The 23,551-nt window shown below is 66.9% G+C and carries 29 protein-coding genes and 1 other RNA gene; 26 read left to right on the top strand and 4 right to left on the bottom strand.

What is annotated here, in order from left to right:
* Positions 1 to 62: 62 nt before the first annotated feature.
* The 3 genes from XM1_RS19105 (at position 63) to XM1_RS19095 (ending at position 2,454) form a co-directional block, all read left to right on the top strand.
* Complete coding sequence (locus XM1_RS19105; RefSeq protein WP_068431703.1) at positions 63 to 812, top strand: electron transfer flavoprotein subunit beta/FixA family protein; 750 nt, start codon at positions 63 to 65, stop codon at positions 810 to 812.
* Positions 813 to 814: 2 nt separating this feature from the next.
* Positions 815 to 1,753, top strand: a complete 939-nt coding sequence (locus XM1_RS19100; protein ID WP_068436293.1) for an electron transfer flavoprotein subunit alpha/FixB family protein — start codon at positions 815 to 817, stop codon at positions 1,751 to 1,753.
* A 251-nt stretch (positions 1,754 to 2,004) separates the two neighbouring features.
* Positions 2,005 to 2,454 (top strand): Rrf2 family transcriptional regulator, encoded by a 450-nt coding sequence (locus XM1_RS19095; protein WP_068436291.1) that lies wholly within the window; start codon positions 2,005 to 2,007, stop codon positions 2,452 to 2,454.
* Between the two features lie 4 nt (positions 2,455 to 2,458).
* On the opposite strand, the gene XM1_RS19090 is transcribed toward XM1_RS19095, so the two are convergent.
* Complete coding sequence (locus XM1_RS19090; protein ID WP_068436289.1) at positions 2,459 to 2,785, bottom strand: hypothetical protein; 327 nt, start codon at positions 2,783 to 2,785, stop codon at positions 2,459 to 2,461.
* Positions 2,782 to 3,270 (bottom strand): DUF3124 domain-containing protein, encoded by a 489-nt coding sequence (locus XM1_RS19085; RefSeq protein WP_068436287.1) that lies wholly within the window; start codon positions 3,268 to 3,270, stop codon positions 2,782 to 2,784. The genes XM1_RS19090 and XM1_RS19085 overlap by 4 nt, the downstream gene beginning before the upstream one ends.
* Before the next feature lie 135 nt (positions 3,271 to 3,405).
* Between XM1_RS19085 and XM1_RS19080 the strand changes: the two genes are divergently transcribed.
* The 21 genes from XM1_RS19080 to folP all read left to right on the top strand — a co-directional run bounded on the left by XM1_RS19080 (position 3,406) and on the right by folP (position 20,112).
* The gene (locus XM1_RS19080; RefSeq protein WP_231920589.1) at positions 3,406 to 3,642 is read left to right on the top strand and encodes a hypothetical protein; all 237 of its coding nucleotides are present in this window, start codon (positions 3,406 to 3,408) and stop codon (positions 3,640 to 3,642) included.
* Between the two features lie 5 nt (positions 3,643 to 3,647).
* Complete coding sequence (locus XM1_RS19075) at positions 3,648 to 3,974, top strand: cell division protein ZapA (RefSeq protein ID WP_068436285.1); 327 nt, start codon at positions 3,648 to 3,650, stop codon at positions 3,972 to 3,974.
* Positions 3,975 to 3,989: 15 nt separating this feature from the next.
* Positions 3,990 to 4,147, top strand: a non-coding RNA gene (ssrS, locus tag XM1_RS19070) — 6S RNA.
* A gap of 17 nt (positions 4,148 to 4,164) precedes the next feature.
* Positions 4,165 to 4,752, top strand: coding sequence for a 5-formyltetrahydrofolate cyclo-ligase (locus XM1_RS19065; protein WP_068436283.1), 588 nt, complete (start codon positions 4,165 to 4,167; stop codon positions 4,750 to 4,752).
* The gene (locus XM1_RS19060; RefSeq protein WP_068436281.1) at positions 4,749 to 5,567 is read left to right on the top strand and encodes a TIGR00282 family metallophosphoesterase; all 819 of its coding nucleotides are present in this window, start codon (positions 4,749 to 4,751) and stop codon (positions 5,565 to 5,567) included. The genes XM1_RS19065 and XM1_RS19060 overlap by 4 nt, the downstream gene beginning before the upstream one ends.
* Before the next feature lie 17 nt (positions 5,568 to 5,584).
* Entirely contained in the window at positions 5,585 to 6,193 is a 609-nt protein-coding gene (locus XM1_RS19055; RefSeq protein ID WP_172821942.1) for a phospholipid-binding protein MlaC, read from the top strand.
* An 80-nt stretch (positions 6,194 to 6,273) separates the two neighbouring features.
* Positions 6,274 to 6,642, top strand: coding sequence for a thioredoxin family protein (locus tag XM1_RS19050; protein WP_068436277.1), 369 nt, complete (start codon positions 6,274 to 6,276; stop codon positions 6,640 to 6,642).
* Between the two features lie 121 nt (positions 6,643 to 6,763).
* Positions 6,764 to 7,513 carry a YebC/PmpR family DNA-binding transcriptional regulator gene (locus XM1_RS19045; protein WP_068436275.1) on the top strand — a complete coding sequence of 250 codons (750 nt, stop codon included), beginning with the start codon at positions 6,764 to 6,766 and terminating at the stop codon, positions 7,511 to 7,513.
* Positions 7,513 to 8,013: a crossover junction endodeoxyribonuclease RuvC gene (ruvC, locus tag XM1_RS19040; RefSeq protein WP_068436273.1), complete on the top strand. Its 501-nt coding sequence runs from the start codon at positions 7,513 to 7,515 to the stop codon at positions 8,011 to 8,013. The genes XM1_RS19045 and ruvC overlap by 1 nt, the downstream gene beginning before the upstream one ends.
* On the top strand, positions 8,010 to 8,642 hold the full coding sequence (ruvA, locus tag XM1_RS19035; RefSeq protein ID WP_068436271.1) for a Holliday junction branch migration protein RuvA: 633 nt from the start codon (positions 8,010 to 8,012) through the stop codon (positions 8,640 to 8,642). The genes ruvC and ruvA overlap by 4 nt, the downstream gene beginning before the upstream one ends.
* Entirely contained in the window at positions 8,639 to 9,682 is a 1,044-nt protein-coding gene (gene ruvB / locus XM1_RS19030; RefSeq protein ID WP_068436269.1) for a Holliday junction branch migration DNA helicase RuvB, read from the top strand. The genes ruvA and ruvB overlap by 4 nt, the downstream gene beginning before the upstream one ends.
* Positions 9,679 to 10,101, top strand: coding sequence for a tol-pal system-associated acyl-CoA thioesterase (gene ybgC / locus XM1_RS19025; protein ID WP_068436267.1), 423 nt, complete (start codon positions 9,679 to 9,681; stop codon positions 10,099 to 10,101). Before ruvB ends, ybgC begins: the two co-directional genes overlap by 4 nt.
* Before the next feature lie 5 nt (positions 10,102 to 10,106).
* A complete protein-coding gene (tolQ, locus tag XM1_RS19020; RefSeq protein ID WP_068436265.1) occupies positions 10,107 to 10,832 on the top strand; it encodes a protein TolQ in 726 nt (241 codons plus the stop codon).
* Positions 10,832 to 11,296, top strand: coding sequence for a protein TolR (gene tolR / locus XM1_RS19015; protein WP_068436263.1), 465 nt, complete (start codon positions 10,832 to 10,834; stop codon positions 11,294 to 11,296). The genes tolQ and tolR overlap by 1 nt, the downstream gene beginning before the upstream one ends.
* Before the next feature lie 9 nt (positions 11,297 to 11,305).
* Complete coding sequence (locus tag XM1_RS19010) at positions 11,306 to 12,301, top strand: TonB C-terminal domain-containing protein (protein ID WP_068436261.1); 996 nt, start codon at positions 11,306 to 11,308, stop codon at positions 12,299 to 12,301.
* Complete coding sequence (gene tolB / locus XM1_RS19005) at positions 12,298 to 13,641, top strand: Tol-Pal system beta propeller repeat protein TolB (RefSeq protein ID WP_068436259.1); 1,344 nt, start codon at positions 12,298 to 12,300, stop codon at positions 13,639 to 13,641. The genes XM1_RS19010 and tolB overlap by 4 nt, the downstream gene beginning before the upstream one ends.
* Before the next feature lie 167 nt (positions 13,642 to 13,808).
* Positions 13,809 to 14,294 (top strand): peptidoglycan-associated lipoprotein Pal, encoded by a 486-nt coding sequence (pal, locus tag XM1_RS19000; RefSeq protein ID WP_068436257.1) that lies wholly within the window; start codon positions 13,809 to 13,811, stop codon positions 14,292 to 14,294.
* 167 nt (positions 14,295 to 14,461) lie between these two features.
* A complete protein-coding gene (gene ybgF, locus XM1_RS18995) occupies positions 14,462 to 15,454 on the top strand; it encodes a tol-pal system protein YbgF (RefSeq protein ID WP_231920588.1) in 993 nt (330 codons plus the stop codon).
* A 223-nt stretch (positions 15,455 to 15,677) separates the two neighbouring features.
* A complete protein-coding gene (gene tilS, locus XM1_RS18990; protein WP_068436254.1) occupies positions 15,678 to 17,009 on the top strand; it encodes a tRNA lysidine(34) synthetase TilS in 1,332 nt (443 codons plus the stop codon).
* 42 nt (positions 17,010 to 17,051) lie between these two features.
* Positions 17,052 to 18,968, top strand: coding sequence for an ATP-dependent zinc metalloprotease FtsH (gene ftsH, locus XM1_RS18985; RefSeq protein ID WP_068436252.1), 1,917 nt, complete (start codon positions 17,052 to 17,054; stop codon positions 18,966 to 18,968).
* The gene (gene folP, locus XM1_RS18980) at positions 18,961 to 20,112 is read left to right on the top strand and encodes a dihydropteroate synthase (RefSeq protein WP_068436250.1); all 1,152 of its coding nucleotides are present in this window, start codon (positions 18,961 to 18,963) and stop codon (positions 20,110 to 20,112) included. The genes ftsH and folP overlap by 8 nt, the downstream gene beginning before the upstream one ends.
* Here the strand turns inward: folP and XM1_RS25175 are convergent, their stop codons facing one another.
* A complete protein-coding gene (locus tag XM1_RS25175; RefSeq protein WP_255360622.1) occupies positions 20,113 to 20,238 on the bottom strand; it encodes a hypothetical protein in 126 nt (41 codons plus the stop codon).
* A gap of 574 nt (positions 20,239 to 20,812) precedes the next feature.
* Between XM1_RS25175 and XM1_RS18970 the strand changes: the two genes are divergently transcribed.
* Positions 20,813 to 21,769: a hypothetical protein gene (locus XM1_RS18970; protein ID WP_068436246.1), complete on the top strand. Its 957-nt coding sequence runs from the start codon at positions 20,813 to 20,815 to the stop codon at positions 21,767 to 21,769.
* 120 nt (positions 21,770 to 21,889) lie between these two features.
* Positions 21,890 to 23,245, top strand: a complete 1,356-nt coding sequence (glmM, locus tag XM1_RS18965; protein WP_068436244.1) for a phosphoglucosamine mutase — start codon at positions 21,890 to 21,892, stop codon at positions 23,243 to 23,245.
* A 47-nt stretch (positions 23,246 to 23,292) separates the two neighbouring features.
* Here glmM and XM1_RS18960 read toward each other — a convergent pair whose 3' ends face one another.
* The gene (locus XM1_RS18960) at positions 23,293 to 23,484 is read right to left on the bottom strand and encodes a hypothetical protein (RefSeq protein WP_068436242.1); all 192 of its coding nucleotides are present in this window, start codon (positions 23,482 to 23,484) and stop codon (positions 23,293 to 23,295) included.
* Positions 23,485 to 23,551 lie beyond the last annotated feature (67 nt).

The following is a 23,551-nucleotide window of genomic DNA, read 5'->3' as shown; positions in this document are numbered from 1 at the left end:
GCCAAGGGCGCTCGCGCCCGCCCGGCGCCTGAGGGACAACGATTTAAGGGGTAGAGAAAACCATGAAGGTGTTGGTCGCGATCAAGCGGGTGATCGACTACAACGTGAAGATCCGGGTGAAGTCGGATGGTTCGGGTGTCGAGACCCAGAACGTCAAGTTCTCCATGAATCCGTTCGACGAGATCGCGGTCGAGGAAGCCGTGCGCCTCAAGGAAGCCGGCAAGGCGACCGAGGTGGTGGTGGTGTCCGTCGGCCCGGCGGCGGCGTCGGAGACGCTGCGCACCGCGCTGGCCATGGGCGCCGACCGGGGCATCCTGGTCCAGACCGATGACGAGGTTCAGCCCCTGGGCGTCGCCAAGGTCCTGAAGGCCCTGGTGGACAAGGAGGCCCCCGGCCTGATCATCCTGGGCAAGCAGGCCATCGACGACGACAGCAATCAGGTGGGCCAGATGCTGGCCGCGCTCTTGGGCCGCCCCCAGGGCACCTTCGCCAGCAAGGTGGAGATCGTGGGCGAGTCCATCACGGTGACCCGCGAGATCGACGGCGGCCTGGAGACGGTGAGCCTGAAGCTGCCGGCGGTGGTGACCACCGACCTGCGCCTCAACGAGCCGCGCTACGCTTCGCTGCCCAACATCATGAAGGCCAAGAAGAAGCCCATCGACACGGTTTCCCCGGCCGACCTGGGCGTCGACGTGGCGCCCCGGCTGGTGACCCTTTCGGTGGCCGAGCCGCCCAAGCGCTCCGCCGGCATCAAGGTGGCCGACGTGGCCGCCCTGGTGGACAAGCTCAAGAACGAAGCCAAGGTGATCTGATCATGACCGTTCTCGTCATTGCCGAGCACGAGGGCGGCGCTCTCAAGGCCGCCACGCTGAACACCGTCTCCGCCGCGTCGAAGATCGGCGGCGACATCCATGTGCTGGTGGCCGGGTCGGGCATCGGCGCCGTGGCCGAGGCCGCGTCCAAGATCGCCGGAATCGCCAAGGTGCTGGCCGCCGACGCGCCGCTTTACGCCAACGCCCTGGCCGAGCCCCTGGCCGCCCTGGTGGTGAGCCTCGCCGGCGGTTACAGCCACATTCTGGCCCCCGCCACCACGGGCGGCAAGAACGTGGCGCCCCGCGTCGCGGCGCTGCTCGACGTGGCCCAGATCTCCGAGATCACCGGGGTGGTGTCGGCCGACACCTTCGTGCGCCCCATCTATGCCGGCAACGCGCTGGCCACCGTGCAGTCCAAGGATGCCGTCAAGGTGATCACCGTGCGCGGCACCGGCTTCGAGGCCGCCAAGGCCGAGGGCGGCTCGGCTTCGGTGGAAGCCGTGGCTTCCGCCGCCGATCCGGCCCTGTCCGCCTATGTGGGCAGCCAGCTGTCCAAGTCCGAGCGGCCCGAGCTGACCTCGGCCCGCATCATCATCTCGGGCGGTCGCGGCATGCAGTCGGGCGACAACTTCCACCTGCTGGAAGCCGTGGCCGACCGCTTGGGCGCCGCGGTCGGTGCCAGCCGCGCCGCCGTGGACGCCGGGTTTGTCCCCAACGACTTCCAGGTGGGCCAGACCGGCAAGATCGTCGCCCCCGACCTCTACATCGCCGTCGGCATCTCGGGCGCCATCCAGCACCTGGCCGGCATGAAGGATTCCAAGGTCATCGTCGCCATCAACAAGGACGAAGAGGCCCCCATCTTCCAGGTCGCCGATTACGGCCTGGTCGCCGACCTCTTCAAGGTCCTGCCTGAATTCACCGCGGCCCTCCAGTCTCCCTGAGGCCGCAACCTGGCGGGGGCGGGCCCGGCACAGGCCCGCCCCTGCATTTTATTGATTATTTCAGCCCCTCAATCGCCGGGCGGGTCGCCTCCGCGACCCTTGGCTTTCGCGCCATAAGGCGCGCGGCCATCGGGATATATCCCGATCCCCCGGAGGGAGGGGCCTAGCCAAGTCTCGATGAGACTCGGCATGACGTGTTGACACTGTCCCCATGATCCCCTTCTCTATAGCTCTATGGATTGGGTGTGGTGATGCTGTCGAGCAAGGCGAAATACGGCCTGAAGGCCATGGTCTACCTGGCCCGCCACGAAGGCCTGGGGCCGGTGCTGATCGCCGACATCGCCACGTCGGAACGCATCCCCAAGAAGTTCCTCGACGCCATTCTTCTCGAAATGAAGAACCAGGGCCTGCTGTCGTCCAAGAAGGGCAAGGGCGGCGGCTACATCCTGGCCCGGCCGGCGGCCCGCATCATGGTGGGCGACGTCGTGCGGGTGCTGGACGGGCCGCTGGCCCCGGTGCCCTGCGTGTCGCGCACCGCCTACCGCCGCTGCGAGGATTGCGCCGACGAGGCGGCCTGCGCCATCCGTGCCGTGATGCAGGACGTGCGCGACGCCATCGCCGCCATCCTCGACAACACCACCCTGGCCGATATGACCAACCGGCGCGGCAAGCCGGAATCGGTGCTGATGTACGACATCTGACCGGTCAGGCCATAAGCCTCGTTCCCAATTGCCGGGCGATGTCGTTCAGTTTGTCCCGCATATCCCGGTTGACGCCAACGACCCGGACCGGGGACACCCCCGCCCGCAGCGCCGCCAGGGCGAGGCCGGGGGAATCGCCGCAATCGAGGATCGCCTCCACGGTGTGCTCGGGGAATTCGTCGCCGAGAATCCGGCTCAGGGCCTGCCACCATCCGATTCCCTGCAATCTTGCGGCGCCGGGCGGGCTTATGAGGCTGACCGGTTGGTCGACCTTGGTTCCCGCCAGGACGGCGCGGGCCTGATCCAGGGATTGAACGACGACAGGGGTCACGGATTGGGCGAGATGGGGCGGCCGGGGCTGGTGAAGGCCACCGACTGGGTGCCGAAGAAATAGGCGTTGACCGTCTCGATGACCGGCGGATTGACCGCCCGCTCGGCCTTCCACTCCACCACGAAGTTGGCGCCGCTGCCGCCGCTCTTGTCCTTGTGCTCGACGAACAGCTCGGACGAGCCCATGGGGCCGAGGACCAGCGGCTTGGGCAGGTATTCGCGCAGCAGCTTGCCGTCGGTGTCGTAATAGCGCGCCGAGGTGACGGTGATGGAATGGGCGAGGTCGGTGTTGCGCAGGCTGAGCATGGACGACAGCAGCAGCTCCGAGGGCTTGCCCCGTCCGTCCAGGTTGCCGTGCGAGATGTGGGAGTAGACCGGGACGTAGAGGACCTGGCCCTTGGACAGGGCCATGGGCTGTTCCGCCGAGGCCCCCTGGGGGCAGAGGATCGCTGCGGCGAGCAGGGCGGCCTTGAGGGCGGAGCGCATGGGTCTGATCCTTCGCGGATTTCGTCGGCCGGACAAGGGTATCCTGCGCTTTGCCGGCGATCAACCCGGCCTTTGTTGACTCGGGTGCCCTTCGGCCATACCTTCGGTTTCGATGCCAGAACGTGGGGATGGATCGTGGAACAGCGTCAGGGGCAGAGCTTGCAACGCACCGAAGAGGCCATGCGCCGCCTGGGGGCCGCCATCGACCGTCTTGAATCCGCGTCGGCCCGGGTGGGCGCCGGCGACCTGCTGCTGGCGGGCGAGTTGCGCGGAGCCCGCGAAGACTACGCCCGGCTGGAGGAAACCACCCGCGTGGTCTCGACCCGGCTGGACGCCGCCATCGACCGCCTGCGCGACCTGCTGGAGGAGTAAGCGCCGTGGCTGTCGTCAACGTCACCATCAACGGCCGGGTCTATGACATCGCCTGCGACGATTCCCAGGTGGCCCGGGTTCATGTCCTGGGGCGCGAGGTGGACGCCCGCGCCCAGCATCTGCTGTCCTCGGTGGGCTCGGTCAGCGATTCCCGCCTGCTGGTCATGGTCGGCCTGCTGCTGGCCGACGAACTGGCCGAGGCCCGCGAGGAGCTGTCCAAGATCGGCGGCGAGGTGGGCGCGGCGGCCGAGGGCGACACCAAGCTGGCCGGGCTGATCGACTCGCTGACCCGGCGCATCGAGGCCATTGCGATGCGCCTCGAAAGAGCCTAGCTTCAGCAACGGAGCGGTCTGCTGCGCGGTGCGTCAGGCAGCCAATGTCCCTGGGGCCAATAACTTCCTCTCGGGGGCTGTCCCTGTCGGAGCCCTGGTTCCGGTATATGGCCACCCACCTGCGTAAGCAGGCCACGGAGGACTTGCATGGCCAACGGCCGAGGCGGCGCCGCTCCACTTAAGCCCCGACATGACCGAAGCCATCGCCCCTTCCGCCGAAAAGACCCAGATGCGCGCCGCCGCCCGCCGAAAGCGGCGTGACGCCGCCTTGGCCCATGGTCCCGCCGCCGCCCTTGCCCTGGCCGGGCTGGCCGGGGCGCTGGGCTTGGCCCAAGGCAGCGTGGTGGCCGGCTACTGGCCGCTGGAGGGCGAGATCGACCCGTTGCCGCTGATGGAGGCCCTGGCTTCGCGGGGCCATGTCCTGGCCCTGCCGGCGGTGACCGAAACGGGCGGCATCCTGGAATTTCGCCGCTGGGCTCCCGGCGACGCCCTGGAATCCGGGCCGCACGGAACCAGCCATCCCGCCGACGCCCCGCCCGTCACCCCCGGCGCCCTGCTGGTGCCGCTGCTGGCCTTCGACAGAAGGGGGTTCCGTCTGGGCTATGGCGGCGGATACTATGACCGGACCTTGGGCGGCCTGCGCCGGGGCGGGGCGCTTGTCGCCGTCGGCCTGGCCTTCGCCGCCCAGGAGGTGGAAACCGTTCCCACCGATTCCTGGGACATCCCATTGGATCTGATAGCCACGGAGCAGGGCGTGATCGTGACGGCGGGCAAATGAGACTTCTGTACATGGGCGACGTGGTCGGGCGCTCGGGGCGAGACGCCATCGCCGGGCGCATGGCCGAGATCAAGAGCCGCCTGTCTCCGGATTTCATCGTCGTGAACGGCGAGAACGCCGCCCACGGCTTCGGCATCACGCCCAAGATCTGCGAGGATTTCTTCGCCATGGGGGTGAACGTGGTGACGCTGGGCAACCACACCTGGGACCAGCGCGAGATCATTCCCTATCTGGACGGCGAATCGCGTGTGCTGCGCCCGCTGAACTACCCCGCCGGCACGCCGGGGCACGGGGTCGGCACCTATGCCGGCCCGCGCGGGCGCAAGGTGATGGTGGTCCAGGTCATGGGCCGGCTGTTCATGGACGCGCTGGACGATCCCTTCGCCGCGCTGGAATCGGTGCTGGCCAAGGCCCGCATGGGAGCCGGCGGCGTCGACGCCATCATCGTCGACGTCCATGCCGAGGCCTCCAGCGAGAAGATGGCGCTGGGCCACCTGTCGGACGGCCGCGCCAGCCTGGTGGTGGGCAGCCATTCCCACGTTCCCACCGCCGATTGTCAGGTTCTGGTCAAGGGAACCGCCTATCAAACCGACGCCGGCATGTGCGGCGACTACGATTCGGTGATCGGCATGAAGAAGGAAGCCGCCATCTTCAAGTTCGTGCGCAAGATTCCCGGCGAGCGCCTGTCGCCCGCCGAGGGGCCGGGAACCCTGTGCGGCGTGATGGTGGAGACCGACGACCGCACCGGGCTGGCGCTGCGCGCCGCGCCGCTGCGCCTGGGTGGGCGGCTGGCCGAGTGCTGGCCCGATTGGTGATGCTGAGGGGGAAGAGGATGATGAAGGCCGTTTTTTCCGTTCTGCTGGCGGTTCTGCTGCTGGCCGTCCAGCCGGCGCGGGCCGCCGGCGGCCCCGAGGCCGAGGCGCTGGTCAAGCAGGCCGTCGCCGATGCGGCGGCCACCTTTGTCGGCGGCCCCTTCAGCCGCGAGGTCAGTCGCGAAAAGGTCAGCGCCCTGGTGACGAAATACGGCGACATCGCTTTCGAATCCGAACTGATCCTGGGCCGTTACTGGCGCAAGGCGACCGAGGCGCAGAAGGATACGTTCACCAATCTGCTGATCCCCTTCTTCGTCGCCACCTATGCCGAACTGATCGACAATTCCTCGGGTTCGACCCAGGTGGAGGTGCTGGGCAGCGAGGAGCGCCAGGACGGCGTGCTGGTCAAGGCCCGCATGATCCTGTCGCCCGAGGACAGCGTGGTTCTGTCCTTCGTCATCGTCCGCAGTCCGGCGGGACGGCTGGTGATCACCGACGTGATCGCCGAGGGGGCCGGATTGCTCACCACCATCCGGTCCGACTTCACCTCGGTGGTGCGCAATGCCGGCGGCAATCTCGACGTGCTGTTCGACGCCATGCGCAAGAAGATCGACCTCGCGGCGAAGTGAATTTAATTTTCCGCCGGGCTAACCTTTCGGGGGCCGGGGGCGAATATCTGGGGGAACCGTCCTTTCCGAAAGGAAGTGCCATGCCCCGCCTTGCCCTGCTGTTCGTCCTGATCCTGCTCGCCCCCGCCGTCCAGGCCGCCCAGATGTGGGACAAGATGGCCTTCGACGCGGCCCAGGCCGCCGGCTCGCCCATCCTGGTCCACGTCACCGCGCCCTGGTGCCCCACCTGCAAGGCGCAGAAGCCCACGGTGGACAAGCTGGAATCCTCCAACCCGGCGCTGAAGGTGTTCGCGGTGGATTTCGACAGCCAGAAGGACGCCCTGGCCTATCTCGGCGTGAAGAGCCAGAGCACCCTGATTTCCTACCGCGGCAAGATGGAAATAGGGCGCTCGACGGCGGTCACCGATCCGGCCGCCATCACCGAACTGGTGGTCCGCGCCAGCCATTGAACATATTTGTCTCGAAGCGTCGGGCATCACGCCATTCCGGCGGCGTGATGCCTGTTGCTTTGCCACAACATGTGGTATAGGCACCGGTCAATCTTCCTTCCATCGGAATTGGTAGCGGAATATGGCCGGGCATTCACAGTTCAAGAACATCATGCACCGCAAGGGCGCGCAGGACGCCAAGCGGGCCAAGGTCTTCACCAAGCTGATCCGCGAGTTGACGGTTTCGGCCAAGACCGGCATGCCGGACCCGGCCATGAATCCGCGCCTGCGGGCCGCCATCATGGCGGCGCGGGCCGCCAACATGCCCAAGGACACCATGGAGCGCGCCATCAAGCGCGGCGCCGGCGGCGACGACGGCACCAATTACGAGGAAGTGCGCTATGAAGGCTATGGCCCCGGCTCGGTGGCCATCATCGTCGAGGGACTGACCGACAACCGCAACCGCACCGCAACCGAGGTGCGCACCGCCTTCAACAAGAACGGCGGCGCGCTGGGCGAGACCAATTCGGTGTCGTTCATGTTCGACCGGGTCGGCGCCATCCGCTATCCGGCGTCGGCCGCCGGCGCCGAGGCCATGTTCGAAGGCGCGCTGGACGCCGGTGCCGACAACGTGGAATCCGACGAGGACGGCCACGAGATCACCTGCGCCCCCGACGATCTGGGCACGGTGCGCGACGCGCTGGAGGCCAAGTTCGGCACGCCGGAATACGCCCGCCTGGACTGGAAGCCGCAGACCACCGTGCCGGTCGCCGACGAGGAAACCGCCCGTACGCTCTTGAAGCTTCTGGACATCCTGGAAGACAACGACGACGTCCAGCGCGTCCAGGCCAATTTCGAGATTCCCGACGAGATCATGGAAAAGCTTGGCTGATGAGAATCCTGGGGCTTGATCCTGGGTTGCGCAATACCGGCTGGGGCATCGTCGATGCGGTCGATAACCGTCTGCGCCATGTGGCGGACGGGGTGATCCGTCCCGATGCCTCCGCCGATCTGGCCGAGCGCCTGGTTCAGCTCCATGACGGCATCATGGCGGTGATCGCCGAATTCGGTCCCGACGAGGCGGCGGTCGAGGAAACCTTCGTCAACATGAACCCGGCCAGCACGCTTAAATTGGGCCAGGCCAGGGGTGTAGTGCTGCTGGTGCCCGCCAAGGCCGGCTTGCCGGTGGGCGAATACGCCGCCACCCTGGTCAAGCAATCGGTGGTGGGGACGGGCCGCGCCGCCAAGGAGCAGGTGGGCATGATGGTGAAGACCCTGCTGCCCGGCTGCCTCGCCGCCACGCCCGATGCCGCCGACGCCTTGGCGGTGGCCATCTGCCACGCCCATCATCGCGGCACGCAGCAGAAACTGGCAAAGGCGGGCGCGCGATGATCGCCAAGCTGAAGGGCCTGATCGATTCGCTGGGTGACGACTGGGCGGTGGTGGATTGCAACGGCGTCGGCTATCTGGTCGCCTGTTCGGCCAAGACCCTGGCGCGGCTGGAGGTGGGCACCGCCGCCGCCCTGTTCGTCGAGACCCAGGTGCGTGAAGACGCCATCTCGCTGTTCGGCTTCCTCGAGACCGGCGAGCGCGACTGGTTCCGCCTGCTGACCACGGTGCAGGGCGTGGGGGCCAAGGTGGCGCTGGCCATCCTGTCGGTGGCCTCGCCCGAGCAGTTGCTGCAGATCATCGCGGCGCAGGACAAGGCCGGACTGACCCGGGCCAACGGCGTGGGGCCGAAGCTGGCGGTGCGTATCCTCACCGAGCTGAAGGACAAGGCGGGCAAGATCGCGCTGGGCGGCTTCCATGCCGCCGCCGGCGCCGTGGCCTCGGCCGCGCCGCTGCCTGCCGCCTCGGGCCGCCTGGAGGACGCCGTCTCCGCCCTGGTCAACCTGGGCTACAAGCGCCTGGAAGCCTTCCAGGCGGTGGGGGAAACCGCCCGCGAGCTGGGTGATGACGCCGATTCGTCGGCCCTGATCCGCGCCGCGCTGAAGCGCCTGGGCAAGGGGCTGCTGGCATGACGCCGCGCATGGTCTCGCCCGAGCAGAACCTCGCCGATGCCGAGACCTCGCTCCGGCCGCTGTCGCTCGACGATTTTGTCGGCCAGCGGCAGGTGTGCGAGAACCTGAAGGTGTTCATCCATGCCGCCCGCGGCCGTGGCGACGCGCTCGACCACGTGCTGTTCCACGGCCCGCCCGGCCTGGGCAAGACCACGCTGGCCCAGATCGTGGCGCGTGAACTGGGGGTGGGCTTTCGCGCCACCTCCGGTCCGGTGATCCAGCGGGCTGGCGACCTGGCGGCGCTGCTGACCAATCTGGAACCCAACGACGTCCTGTTCATCGACGAGATCCATCGCCTTAATCCTGCCATAGAGGAGGTTCTCTATCCTGCGATGGAGGACTTTCAGTTGGATCTGATCATCGGTGAAGGGCCGGCGGCCCGCTCTGTCCGCATCGATCTGCCCCGCTTCACCCTGGTGGGGGCGACCACCCGCTCGGGCCTGTTGACCACGCCGCTGCGCGAGCGTTTCGGCATTCCGTGCCGCATGAATTTCTACGAGCCGGCTGAACTGGAATCCATCGTGTCGCGCGGCGCCCGCGTGCTGGGCTTCGATTTGACCGCCGACGGCTCGGCCGAGGTGGCGCGCCGGTCCAGGGGCACGCCCCGCGTGGCGGGACGGCTGTTGCGCCGGGTGCGCGATTTCGCCGCCGTGGCCGGCAAGTCGCCGGTGGACGCCGCCATCGCCGACGCGGCGCTGAACCGTCTGGAAGTGGACCGCATCGGCCTGGACGCCATGGACCGCCGCTATCTCCGCTGCATCGCCGAGAATTACGGCGGCGGGCCGGTGGGTGTGGAAACCCTGGCCGCGGCGCTCTCGGAAAGCCGCGATACCCTGGAAGAGGTGGTCGAACCCTATCTGCTGCAGCAGGGCATGATCCAGCGCACGCCCAGGGGCCGCATGCTGTCGGCTTCGGGCTTCAAGCATATCGGCATCAATCCGCCCAAGGACCTCTTGGTGCAGCTGGATCTTCTGACCCGCATGGATGAGGAGGGGGAATGAGCGTTCATAGTTTCCCCATCCGCGTCTATTACGAGGACACCGATGCCGGCGGCATCGTCTACCACTCCAACTACCTGAATTTCGCCGAGCGGGCGCGCACCGAGCTGGTGCGCGAACTGGGCGTCAGCCAGCGGAAAATGCTGGAAGACGGTGAGGGAACCGCCTTCGCGGTGCGCTCGGCCAACATGGATTTCCGACGTCCGGCCAAGCTGGACGACCTGCTTTCGGTTCAAACCGAGGTGACTTCCATCGGCGGCGCCAGTATTGAACTGGAGCAGCGGATCATCCGCGCCGAAGACGGAACTGAATTGGTGCGCATCGGGGTGCGCCTGGGCTATATCACCCTGTCCGGCAAACCGGCCCGCATTCCGGCGCCGGTCAGGGAATTGTTCGCGAAGCGGATCAGCGAAAGGCGGTAGGTATCATGGATCCTTCTCAGGCAGTAGGGGCGGCCGGAGCGGCGGCGCAGATGGACTTGTCCATGTGGGCGCTGTTCATGCGCGCCGACATCATCGTCAAGTTCGTCATGATCGCCCTGCTTCTGGCCTCGTTCTGGTGCTGGGCCATCATCTTTGACAAGCTGATGAAGGTGCGCCAGCTCAGCACCCGGGCCGACCAGTTCGAGGAAGCCTTCTGGTCGGGCGGCTCGCTGGAGGAGCTGTACGACCGCATCGGCGCCCGGCCGCTGGATCCCATGTCGTCCATCTTCGTGGCCGCCATGCGCGAATGGCGGCGTTCGGCGGCCAAGGGCCTGGCCGACCGCGATTCGACCAGGGCCAGCCTGCCCCAGCGCATCGACCGGGTGATGAGCGTCACCTTGGGCCGCGAGATGGAGCTGCTGGAGCGCCGTCTGGGCTTCCTGGCCTCGGTGGGCTCGACGGCGCCGTTCATCGGCCTGTTCGGCACGGTGTGGGGCATCATGAACTCGTTCCAGTCCATCGCCGCGACCAAGAACACCTCGCTGGCCGTGGTGGCGCCCGGCATCGCCGAGGCGCTGTTCGCCACCGCTCTCGGCCTGGTGGCCGCCATTCCGGCGGTGATCGCCTACAACAAGATCTCCACCGATCTCGACCGCTATTCCAAGCGCCTGGAGAATTTCGCCGGTGAATTCGGCGCCATCCTGTCGCGCCAGCTCGAGGAGAAGGCCTGATGGGAGCCTCGCTGGGAAGCCGCAAGGGGCACTCCCGCAAGTTCCGGCCGGTGGCCGAGATCAACGTCACCCCCATGGTCGACGTCATGCTGGTGCTGCTGGTGATCTTCATGGTCACCGCGCCCCTGCTCACCGCGGGCGTGCAGGTGGACCTGCCCAAGACCTCGTCGGCCCCCTTGAAGGGCGACGACCAGCCTTTGTCGGTGTCCATCGACGCCCACGGCAAGATTTGGATTCAGGAAACCGAGGTGCAGATCGACGAACTGGCGCCCCGTCTCCAGGCCATCACCGCCCAGAAGCCCGAGACCCGCATCTTCGTGCGCGGCGACAAGGGCATCGATTACGGCCGGGTGATGGAGGTGATGGGCACGCTGGGCGCCGCCGGCTTCGCCAAGGTCGCCCTGGTCACCGAGGTCAAGGGCTCGTCGGAACCGGCCAAGCCGGCCAAGAAGGGAGGTCGCTAGGCTCCCGTCATGGAAATGCGGCGCGAAAGCTACGTCTTCTCCGGTCTTCTGCATCTGGCGCTGTTCCTGCTGGCGGTGTTCGGCCTGCCGCAGTTCTGGCGCGAGCTGCCCGTGGAGGAAGCGCCGCTGGTCGTCGACATCGTTCCCATCGGCGCCAAGACCAACCCGCCGCCGCTCCAGGACAACAAGCCCCAGCCCGAGCCCCAGAAGGCCGAGCCCGAGCCGCCCAAGCCGGAACCGCCGAAGCCCGAGCCGCCCAAGCCGGAACCGCCGAAGCCCGAGCCGCCCAAGCCGGAACCGCCGAAGCCCGAGCCGCCCAAGCCCGAACCGCCCAAGCCGCCGCCGCCGCCTACCCCGGCGCCGCCGCCGCCGCCCACGCCCGCGCCTCCTCCGCCCAAGCCGGAGCCGGCCCCCATGCCTAAGCCCGAGCCCAAGCCCGAGCATAAGCCGGAGCCGCCTCCGCCGCCTCCGCCGCCGCCCAAGCCCGAGCCGCCCAAGAAGACCAAGGACGTCAAGGACGAGCTGGATTCGCTGCTGAAGTCGGTGGACAAGAAGAAGCCGACGCCCCAGGACGAACTGGACAAGCTCCTGAAGTCCACCGAGAAGCTCAAGCCCTCGGTGCCGGAGAACAAGACCGCCACCCAGACCGCGCCGCAATCGGTCAGGGGCTCGGCGTCGCACAATCCCAACGAGCCGGTCTCCATGACCGAGCGCGACCGTATCCGCGCCCATATCGAGCGGTTCTGGAACGTGCCGGCCGGCGCCAAGGACGCCGACAAGCTGGTGGTGATGATCCAGGTCTCGGTGCTGCCCGACGGCACCGTCACCGCCGCCGAGATCAAGGCGGACCCGATGATGATGCTCAATCCCTATTACCAGGCCGCCGCCGACAGCGCGCGCCGCGCCGTGCGCGCCGCCAGCCCGCTGCCCATTCCGGTGGACAAGTACGAGCAGTTCAAGGATTTCACGTTGGCCTTCAACCCCAAGTTCGCGGCAGGAAGATGATCCCCATGTCACGCATTCGCTCGCTCGCGGCGCTGGCCGCCTTCGTCGTCCTCGGGGTCCTGGCGGCTCTGCCCGCCAGCGCCGAGGTGCGGATCGACATCACCCGCGGCCAGATGAAGCCGCTGCCCATCGCCATTCCCGACTTCGCCGGCGGCCAGCCCCAGGACGGGCGCATCGGCGCCGACATCGCCCGGGTGGTCTCGGCCGATCTGGAGCGTTCGGGGCTGTTCAAGCCCATCGACCCCAAGGCCTTCATCCAGACCGTGGCCTCCCTGCAGGCCGGTCCGCGCTTTCCCGACTGGAAGGCCATCAACGCGGAAGCCCTGGTCAGCGGCAAGGTGGAAAGCGGCCCCGACGGACGCATCCGGGTGGAATTCCGCCTGTGGGACGTGTTCAACGAAGCCTACATGACCGGCTGGACGCTGTCGGCTTCGCCCCAGGATTGGCGGCGGCTGTCGCACAAGGTGGCCGACGCCATCTACAAGCGGGTGACCGGCGAGGACGGGTATTTCGACACCCAGATCGTCTACATCGCGGAATCCGGTCCCAAGAACGACCGCAAGAAGCGCCTGTCCATCATGGATCAGGACGGCGAGAACCACCGCTTCCTCACCGACGGGTCGGAACTGGTGCTGACACCCCGCTTCTCGCCCAGCGCCCGCGAGATCACGTACCTCTCGTATTTCAAGGGCGTGCCCCGGGTCTACATCTTCAACCTGGATACCGGCCGGCGTGAATCGCTGGGCAATTTCCCGGGCATGACCTTCGCGCCGCGCTTCTCGCCCGACGGCAACAAGGTCATCTTCAGCATGGCCGAAAGCGGCAATACTGAAATCTACGAAATGAATCTGCTGACCCGGCAGAAAAAGCAGCTGACGTTCAATCCCGCCATCGACACCGCGCCCAGCTATTCGCCCGACGGCCAGCAGATCGTCTTCGAATCCGACCGGGGCGGCGGGCAGCAGATCTACGTCATGGGGGCCGACGGCTCCAACCCGCAGCGCATCAGCTTCGGTGACGGCCGTTACGCCACGCCGGTGTGGAGCCCCAGAGGCGACCTCATCGCCTTCACCAAGCAGAAGGGTGGGCAATTCTTCATAGGTGTCATGCGCACCGACGGTTCGGGCGAGCGTTTGCTGGCCGAAGGCTTCCTGGTGGAAGGTCCCACCTGGGCCCCGAATGGCCGGGTTCTGTCCTTTTTCCGCGAATCTCCCTCGGATGAGCGCGGACGGGGGCAGGTGGTGCGTCTGTACACCATCGACCTGACCGGCGTTAATGAAAGAGTGCTCTTAACTCCCATCGATGGGTCGGATCCTGCGTGGTCCCCCTTGATTCCCTAGAATTATGTTTGTATAGTCCGCGCCGATTAGGATTTAATCCGGTGACATCGGGTCCCATCGCTAACGGTGTCACTGGTGGGGCGTGTCGTCCTTGATCGGACGGCGCGGAGTCTCTAAGGTCCGATCTATTTCCATTCCCGCGTCGCATTGAGGGGGAGTCCTCAAATATGAAACTGCGTTTCCTGACCATCGTTGCCGCCGCCGCTCTGCTGGCCGCTTGCGAATCCGCTCCTTCCGACACCGGTGCCAAGGGTGGCGCTGGCCAGACCTCGCCGGCTGCCGGCTCGGGCATCGTGAAGGGCTCGAAGGAAGACTTCGTCGCCAATGTCGGCGATCGCGTCTTCTTCGACTTCGACAAGTCCAGCCTGCGCGCTGACGCCAAGGCCACCCTGGACAAGCAGGCTGCCTGGCTGAAGGCCTATCCGAACTACTCCATGACCATCGAAGGTCATGCCGACGAGCGCGGCACCCGCGAGTACAACCTGGCTCTGGGTGAGAAGCGCGCCAATTCGGTCGCCGAGTACCTGAAGGCCGCCGGCGTTGCCGCCGCTCGCGTCAAGACCGTCTCCTACGGCAAGGAGCGCCCCGTCGCTCTGGGCTCGAACGAGGCCGCTTGGTCGCAGAACCGTCGTGGCGTGACCGTCCTGAACTAATCAGGCCGTTTACGGAACGAAAATGGGGCGCCTGCCCTCCGCTTCGGCGGAGGCAGGCGCTCTTTTCGTTTTTTGGGCCCTCGTCGCCGGCAATTCCTTGCCTTGCTCTTGCCTTGATCGCGTTCAATAGTCATTCTTCGGCATTCGTTTCGAAGATGAGGTAGGCCGTGCGTCGTCTGGTTCTTGCCACCGCCTTTTGCGCGCTGATGCTCGGCGCAGCTCCCAATCCCGCTTTTGCCCAGGCCGATACTCGGGCGCTCTACGACCGTATCGAGCGCCTGGAACGCGACCTGATGACCATGCAGCAGCAGCAGGCGCGGGGCGGCACCACCGTGGTGCGCTCCAACGACGGCAGCGTCGCGGGCACCATGGCGTCGCGTCTGGAGGACCGCATCAACGAGCTGGAGGACGCCAACCGCTTCCTCACCGGCAAGATCGAGGAGGCCAATTTCAAGTCCTCGCAGCTGGCCAAGCAGCTTGAACGCATGCAGGCCGACCTGGACCTGCGCTTCAAGGATCTGGAAGCGGGGAAGGGGGCTTCCTCTTCCTCGGCCCAGCCGCAATCCATGTCCATGCCGGCGGCTTCGGCCCCCGCCACCACGGCCAGCGGCGCTCCGGTCCTCATTCCGCCCAAGGGCGTCAAGCCCGGCGCCAATTCCGCCGACAACGACGGCCCGGCCCCGGGACCGCAGAACCTCGGCTCCATGCCGGCCGGCGCCCTGAAGAAGGGCGAGGCCGAGGCGCAGGGCCAGGCCGCCAAGGCGCCGCCCAAGGACGCCCAGTCGGCCTACGAGGAAGCTTACGGCCTGTTGCAGAAGGGCGATTACGACGGGGCCGAGCGCGGGCTGCAGGCCTTCCTCAAGGCCCATCCCAACCACCAGCTGGCCGGCAACGCCCAGTTCTGGCTGGCCGACATCGCCTTTTCCCAGAAGAAGGACTTCGCCGCCTCGGCCAAGCTGTTCGGCGAGGCCTACAAGAAGTACCCCAAGCACACCAAGGCTCCCGACATGCTCTACAAGCTGGGCGCCTCCTTCGGCCAGCTCAACATGAAGGACCAGGCCTGCCGCACCTACGCCCTGCTGTTCGCCGAGCATCCCGACATGGCCGACCGCATCAAGCGCGCCGTCCAGGGCGACAAGCAGCGGCTGGGGTGTAAGTGACCATGCATCGGGCTGCCGCCCGGACCTCTCTTTGTTTTTGAGTTGTTCGGTTTAGGTGGAAGCGTCGCTTGACCCGGCAATCCATGGACCCCCGGATCAAGTCCGGGGGTGACGGCGGAAGGGATGCGACACAGCCCTTTAGGAATGAAAATGAATGGGGTCCGGGGCCTTGCCCCGGATGGGCTTGGGCGATAGCCCGATAGGCCGAGGACGCCGGAAGACCATGTCCGTTCTACCGCTGACGTCCGACGATTTTTCCCGCCTGATGGCCCCCCTGGGGCCGTTCGAGACGACGCCGCGTCTGGCTGTGGCGGTGTCGGGCGGCGCCGATTCCCTGGCCCTTGCCCTGCTGGCCGCCCAATGGGCAAGAGAGCGGGGCGGCGAGGCGATCGCCCTGACCGTCGATCACGGCCTGCGCCCGGATTCCGCCGCCGAGGCGAAGCGGGTGGGGGGCTGGCTGGCCGCCCATGGCATCGCCCAGCACATCCTGGCGTGGGAGGGGGACAAGCCCCGCGCCGATCTCCAGGCGGCGGCGCGCGACGCCCGCTACCGCCTGCTGGGCGAGGCCTGCGCCGCCCGGGGCATCCTGCACCTGCTGCTGGCCCATCACATGGACGATCAGGCCGAGACCCTGCTGCTGCGCCTGGGGCGCGGCTCGGGCCTGGACGGGCTGTCGGCCATGGCTCCTGAGCGCCCGACCGCCTGGGGCCGCCTGCTGCGGCCGCTGCTGGGCCTGCCCCGCGCCCGGCTCGAGGCCACCTTGCGCCAGCGGGGGCAGGACTGGATCTGCGATCCCTCCAACGCCAACCCGGCCTTCGCCAGGGTGCGGCTGCGCCGCCTCGCCCCCGTCCTGGCCGCCGAGGGGCTGAGGCCTGAGCGGCTGGCCGCCACCGCCCGTTCGCTCGCCCGCGCCCAGGATGCCGTGGAGGCGATGGTGGCGGAAGCCGCCGCCCGTCACGTAATCCTCGATCCGGCCGGCTATGCCCGCCTGAACCCCGCCGCCCTGTCGGGATTGCCCGACGAGGTGGGGCTGCGCCTGCTGGCCCGGCTGCTGCTGAGTGTGGGGGGCGAGGCCCATACCCCCCGGCTGGAGCGGCTGGAGCGGCTGTACGACGCCTTGCGGTCGGGGCTGGAGACGGCCAGGACCCTGGCCGGGTGCCGGATCGTGCCGCAAGGCGCCGCCACGGTGGTCTGCCGCGAGCCGGAACGGGTGGAGGGCATGCTGCCCCTGGTTCCGGGGGCCCGCATCCGCTGGGACGGACGTTTCGAGGTGGTGGTCGCCGCCCATGCGCCGCCGGGGCTGTGGCTGGGCGCGCTGGGGCCCCAGGGGCGGCGAAAGGCCGTCGCCCTGATGGGCCGGACGCGGCCCGAACCGGTGCCCGCCTGCGTTTGTCCCACTTTACCTGCGCTTTACCATGAGCGGGGTATTCTCGCCGTGCCGCACCTCGGCTATAACCGGGATGAGGCGGCGCGCCTGCTGACCGGCTTGTGCGCCTCGCCCATCCACGTTCTCACCGTTTCCGCTTGTGCCGGCGGGATTCGGCACTATGTGTAGACGACTTGGTCCGGTACAGCACTTGACGGGAAGGACGCTACCTTGAATTTCAGCAAGAACCTGGCGTTGTGGGTCATCATCGCCGTGCTGCTGGTGATGCTCTTCAATCTGTTCCAGGCGTCCTCGCCGCCGCGCGGTCCGGGCCAGACCTCCTATTCCGAATTCCTGTCCGACGTGGATCGCGGCGCCATCGCCGACGTGACCATCCAGGGCAGCGTGGTCAACGGCCATTTCACCGACGGCCGCCCCTTCACCACCTACATGCCCCAGGACGTCAACATCGTCGACAAGCTGCGCACCCACAACGTGCGCATCACGGCGGTGCCGCCGTCCGACGACGCGCCGACGCTGTGGAGCGTGCTGGTGTCGTGGTTCCCCATGCTGCTGCTGATCGGCGTGTGGGTGTTCTTCATGCGCCAGATGCAGGGCGGCGGCGGCAAGGCCATGGGTTTCGGCAAGTCCCGCGCCCGCCTGCTGACGGAAAAGACCGGCCGCGTCACCTTCGAGGACGTTGCCGGCATCGACGAGGCCAAGTCCGAGCTCGAGGAAATCGTCGAGTTCCTCAAGGACCCGCAGAAGTTCCAGCGCCTTGGCGGCAAGATCCCCAAGGGCTGTCTGCTGGTCGGCCCGCCCGGCACCGGCAAGACCCTGCTGGCCCGCGCCATCGCCGGCGAGGCCAACGTGCCGTTCTTCACCATCTCGGGCTCCGATTTCGTCGAGATGTTCGTCGGCGTCGGCGCATCCCGCGTGCGCGACATGTTCGAGCAGGGCAAGAAGAACGCGCCCTGCATCATCTTCATCGACGAAATCGACGCGGTGGGCCGCCATCGCGGCGCTGGATTAGGCGGCGGCAACGACGAGCGCGAACAGACGCTCAACCAGTTGCTGGTCGAGATGGACGGCTTCGAATCCAACGAGGGCGTGATTCTCATCGCCGCCACCAACCGTCCCGACGTGCTGGACCCGGCGCTGCTGCGCCCCGGCCGCTTCGACCGTCAGGTGGTGGTGCCCAATCCCGACATCCTGGGCCGCGAGAAGATCCTCAAGGTCCACATGCGCAAGGTTCCGCTGGCTCCCGACGTGGACGCCAAGATCATCGCGCGCGGCACTCCCGGCTTCTCCGGCGCCGATTTGTCCAATCTGGTCAACGAAGCGGCCTTGCTGGCGGCGCGCGCCGGCAAGCGGGTGGTGACCATGGCCGAATTCGAGGCGGCCAAGGACAAGGTGATGATGGGCGCCGAGCGCCGCTCCATGGTGATGAGCGACGACGAGAAGAAGCTGACCGCCTATCACGAGGCGGGCCACGCCTTGGTGATGATGCACGTGCCCGGCCACGAGCCCTTGCACAAGGTGACCATCATTCCGCGCGGCCGGGCGCTCGGCGTCACCATGTCGCTGCCTGAACGCGACCGCTATTCCCTGTCCTTGAAGCAGATCAAGGCGATGATCGCCTCGTTCTTCGGCGGCCGCGTGGCGGAAGAGATGATCTTCGGCCTGGACGCGGTGACCACGGGCGCTTCCAACGACATCCAGCGCGCCACCGACCTGTCGCGCAAGCTGGTGACCGAATACGGCTTCTCCGAGAAGCTGGGGCCGCTGCGCTACAACGACAACCAGGAGGAAATCTTCCTGGGCCATTCGGTGACCCAGCACAAGAACATCTCGGAAGCCACCGCTTCGCTGATCGATTCCGAGGTCCGGCGCTTTGTCGAGGAGGGCGAGAACACCGCCCGCGACATCCTCGCCAAGTACCGCGCCGAGCTGGAGATCATCGCCAAGGGCCTGCTGGAATACGAAACCCTGTCCAAGGACGACATCGACGCCCTGATCCGGGGCGATTCCATCAACCGCGACGGCAACGAGTGGCGCCCCAAGGATCCGCCGCGCCGCTCGTCGGTGCCCAGCTCGGGCCCCGGCTCGCGCCCCGGCTACGACCCGGAGCCCCAGCCCGGTGCCTGAGGCCTTAGTCTCTTCCGCCTTTACCCGAAGCCCCGCCCTGCCGCGGGGCTTCGATGTCTCGGGGGGCGGGCTTCATCTGCTGCCCGCCGGTCTGGTCTGGGGCGAGCAGGCCGCCGCCGCCGTCATTTCGGGCAATGGCTGGCCCATTGCCGACGGCTGGGCCGCCTTTACCGCGCTGGGCGTGATCACGCGGCGCCAGGGCGGCGGGGCGGCGCTCGCCGTCGCCCCCTTCGCCGAGGTGGTGGACTGGGCCGAGGGCGAGGACCCGGCCCTGGCCCGTCTGGTGGCCGAGACCATCCACCGCATCGGCGCGAAGCGCCGGAAGTGGGGCGGGCTGGACATGGACCGGCCGCGCATCATGGGCATCGTCAACGTGACGCCTGACAGCTTCTCGGATGGCGGCGAGGCGTTCGAGACCGAAGCCGCCATCAAGCGTGGCCTCGCCTTGGCCGAGGCGGGGGCCGGGATCATCGACGTGGGCGGAGAATCCACCCGGCCCGGCGCCGACCCGGTCAGCCCGGAGGAAGAGGCGGGCCGCGTGCTTCCCGTGGTGCGCGCCCTGGCCGAGAAGGGGCTGTGCGTCTCCATCGACACCCGCCACGCCGTCGTCATGGGCGCGGCGGTGGAGGCCGGCGCCAGGATCATCAACGACGTCACCGCCCTGCTGGGCGATCCGGATGCGCCGGTGGTGGCGGCCCGAAGCGGCGCCGACCTCTGCCTGATGCACATGCAGGGCGACGACCCCCGCACCATGCAGGCGGCGCCGGTCTACGACTGCGCGCCCCTGGACGTGTTCGACCATCTGGCCGGGCGGGTAAGCGAGTGTGAGGCGGCGGGCATCGCGCGCGACCGCATCTGCCTTGACCCCGGCATCGGCTTCGGCAAGACGCCGGAGCATTGCGCCCAGATCCTGGGGAGCCTTGCCCTGCTGCACGGTCTCGGCCTGCCGCTGTTGCTGGGCGTATCGCGCAAGAGCTTCGTGGCCCGGCTGTCCAAGGGCGAGGCGGCCAAAGACCGCCTGCCCGGAACCCTGGCGGCCAATCTGGCCGGGCTGGATGCCGGCTATCAGATCCTGCGTGTCCACGACGTGCCGGAGACGGTGCAGGCGCTTACCGTCTGGAAGGCGATGCGGGAAGGGGCCTGATCAGCGCTGCGGCGGCAGGATGATGGTGACCGGATCGCCCGGCTGCCGGCGATGGTCCGAGGCCAGGACGGTGAGGCTGTCCTCGGCGGTGGCCTTGATGCCCTTCTGCCTGAGGCGGGCCAGCACCTCGTCGATACTGCTGCCGATTGCCGGGGCCAGCCGGGAAGACGGACCAGGGGATTGCCCGGTGGCTTGGGCAGGGCCAGGGCGACGAAGGCGGCGATGTCCGCCATCACTTGCAAGCGGGGCTGTCCCGGCATCTGGACGAACCGGCCGCTATGGTGGACGACGTGCAGGCTGGCCACGGCCATGAACGCCATGCCCAGCCATTCATGGACGGTTTCGGCCGGCTCCTTGGCCAAATGGAAAAACAAAATCACCCCGGTGATCCCGACCGCCAGCGACAGGATGGCGGTGCCGGGAGTGGAGTCGCGGCGTAACGCCGATTCGAAACACGTCGTGATGCCCTCTTGGCTAAATACAGCTCACCGAGCCTAGACCGCCCGGCAACGCTGTGATGCCGCCTCCGTATTGGAGCGGCATGAATGTGTTTCCGCGCTAATGGCGGCAATTCGGACAGGATCCGGAAGGGTGGATCTCTGCCGAGGGACGTTACATTTGGTTATAGAGTTTATGTACATAAATAATCCCAATGATGGTAATATGTTGTAATTTAATCCAATATAAATAGGGGGATTTCATGGTGATGATGCCAAAAACAAGTCTCTCCTTCGTCGTGCTCATGGTGAGCGGTTGTGTGTCGTCGCATGTCGCAGATACCATCGACAACGATGGAACCAACATAACCATGGCCGGTACGCCGCAGGTCATTCGCAAGTCGGACGAATGGGGGCGGGTCGATCTAAAGGCGGTGGTCGAGCGGTATTCGGCCTGCGACGACATGAAGGCCAGCAGCGTCGATGAGGTCCTGGCCAAGTTTCGAACCTGTTCCGGCAAGGATGAGGGGGCGGATAAGGTTACGGCTAAGATCGGCGCTCGAAATTCGATCCAGCGTTATGTCATGATGGTCGCGGATCGCCGTTGCGAGGTTTACAAACAGTCTGTATCGGAAATCGACAGCATCTCGGGAATGAGCTTTGGAACCTTGTCCACGGTGACGGGTGTTCTCGGCGGCCTATTCACCGAGGCGGCACAGGGGCTGTCGGCAACGGCCGGCATCAGTTCCGGCCTGAACGCCGAATTCAATAAGGCATTCTTTAAGAACACCGCGGTGCCGGTAATCTTTGCCGGGATCGACATGAAGCGTCTGGAGATCGCCAAGCGAATCGGAGAGAAGGCGCCAAAGGATATCGCCACCTACAGCCTGGAGGCCGCCCTCAGTGACGCGATCCAGTACAATGGCGCGTGTTCCGCCATCGAGGGGATGAAGACTGTGCAGGAAGCCCTCAGCAACCCGGTGGACGTGGATGCGGTGACCGGAAAGCGCATGGTTTCTTCCTACCGGCAGCAATGCGTCCTGAGGGCGCAGGGAACCGCGGTCAAGGCCAAGGACGGCTCGATGGACTATTCGGGGGTCTTCAAGAAGTGCGAGGCCGAGGCTTCGGCCATGGCAGCCGCACTGGGGGTTAATGGCGAAACTCCTCCGGCTAAAGCTTCCGCCCCTGCCGGGACTCCTGCTCCGGCAGTCAAGCAGTAGAACCATTCCTCGAGCCAGCGGGGGTGTTCTCATCGAGCACCCCCTTTACCCTTTCTCCTTCCCATTCCCGTCCCGGCTTGCTATCCAATCCCTCTTTTCGGGCAAAGGGATAGGACCGGGATGACGCGCAAGCTGTTCGGCACCGACGGGATCAGGGGCACCGCCAACACCGACCCCATGACGGCCGAGATGGCCATGAAGCTGGGCATGGCCGCCGGGCGGCACTTCACCCGCGGCGACCATCGCCACGTGGTGGTGATCGGCAAGGACACCCGGCTGTCCGGCTATCTGCTCGAGCCGGCGCTGACGGCGGGCTTCATCTCGGTGGGCATGGACGTGCTGCTGCTGGGCCCGCTGCCCACCCCGGCGGTGGCCATGCTGACCCGGTCCATGCGCGCCGATCTGGGCGTGATGATCTCGGCGTCGCATAATCCCTATCAGGACAACGGCATCAAGCTGTTCGGCCCCGATGGCTTCAAGCTCTCCGACGAGGACGAGCTGACCATCGAGAATTCCATGTTCAACGGCCTGGATTCCTACCGGGTGGGGTCGGACCATCTGGGCCGCGCCAAGCGCCTGGACGACGCGGCGGGCCGCTATATCGAATACGCCAAGTACACCTTCCCGCGCGGTCTGCGCCTGGACGGCCTGAAGATCGTGGTCGATTGCGCCAACGGCGCCGCCTACAAGGTGGCCCCCACCGTGCTGTGGGAGCTGGGCGCCGAGGTGATTCCGGTGGCGGTCAATCCCGACGGCATGAACATCAACAAGAATTGCGGCTCGCTGCACACCGAAACCATGCGCGAGCAGGTGGTGGCGCACGGCGCCCATCTGGGCATCGCGCTGGACGGCGACGCCGACCGGGTGGTGCTGTGCGACGAATTGGGCCACATGATCGACGGCGACCAGCTGATGGCGCTGATCGGCGATCTTTGGCACCGCTCGGGCCAGCTGAAGGGCGGCGGCATCGTCGCCACCGTGATGTCAAATTTGGGGCTGGAGCGCTTCCTGGACCAGCGGGGCCTGAAGACCATCCGCACGGCGGTGGGCGACCGCTACGTGCTGGAGCACATGCGCCGCGAAGGCTTCAACGTCGGCGGCGAGCAGTCGGGCCACATCATCCTGTCCGACCATTCCACCACCGGCGACGGCCTGGTGGCGGGCCTGCAGGTGCTGGCGGCGCTGGTCCAGTCGGGCAAGCCGGCCAGCGAGATGCTGCGCCTGTTCACGCCGCTGCCCCAGGTGCTGAAGAATGTGCGGGTGGCCAAGGGCTCGGTGGCCGAGGTGCTGGCCGCGCCGGCGGTGGAAACTGCCATCAAGGACGCCGAGGCCAAGCTGGCAGGGCAGGGCCGCCTGCTGATCAGGAAGTCGGGAACCGAGCCGCTGATCCGGGTGATGGCCGAAGGCGAGGACAAGGCCCTGGTCGAGGCCTCGGTCGATGCCATCGTTGACACCATCCGCCGGGTGGCGGGCTGAAGGCGTAGAAAAGGGGGCTTTGCGCCCCCTTGGCCGTTCCCTGAGCCTTAAGCCGCCGCTGTGGCGGCCTCGGGGGCGAAGCGCTCCACCACCCGGTTCATGGTCTTGGCGATGTCCGGGCACAGCCGGACCAGGCGCTCGGCCAGGTCGCGGGCGCGGTCGGTGTCCACCGGGTGGCCGGCGGCCTCCGCCTCGAGAATTGCGGCAAGCTGATCGATCTCTTCCCATCTGTACTGCATGACGTGCCTCGTGGGATGTGTGGCGATGCTTTCGTATAAGGGAATGTACGCAGCGATGTTGCGGCGC

Origin of the sequence: Magnetospirillum sp. XM-1 (assembly GCF_001511835.1) — a bacterium.
Taxonomy (GTDB): Bacteria; Pseudomonadota; Alphaproteobacteria; order Rhodospirillales; family Magnetospirillaceae; genus Phaeospirillum.
This window is presented reverse-complemented; position numbering and strand designations above follow the sequence as displayed.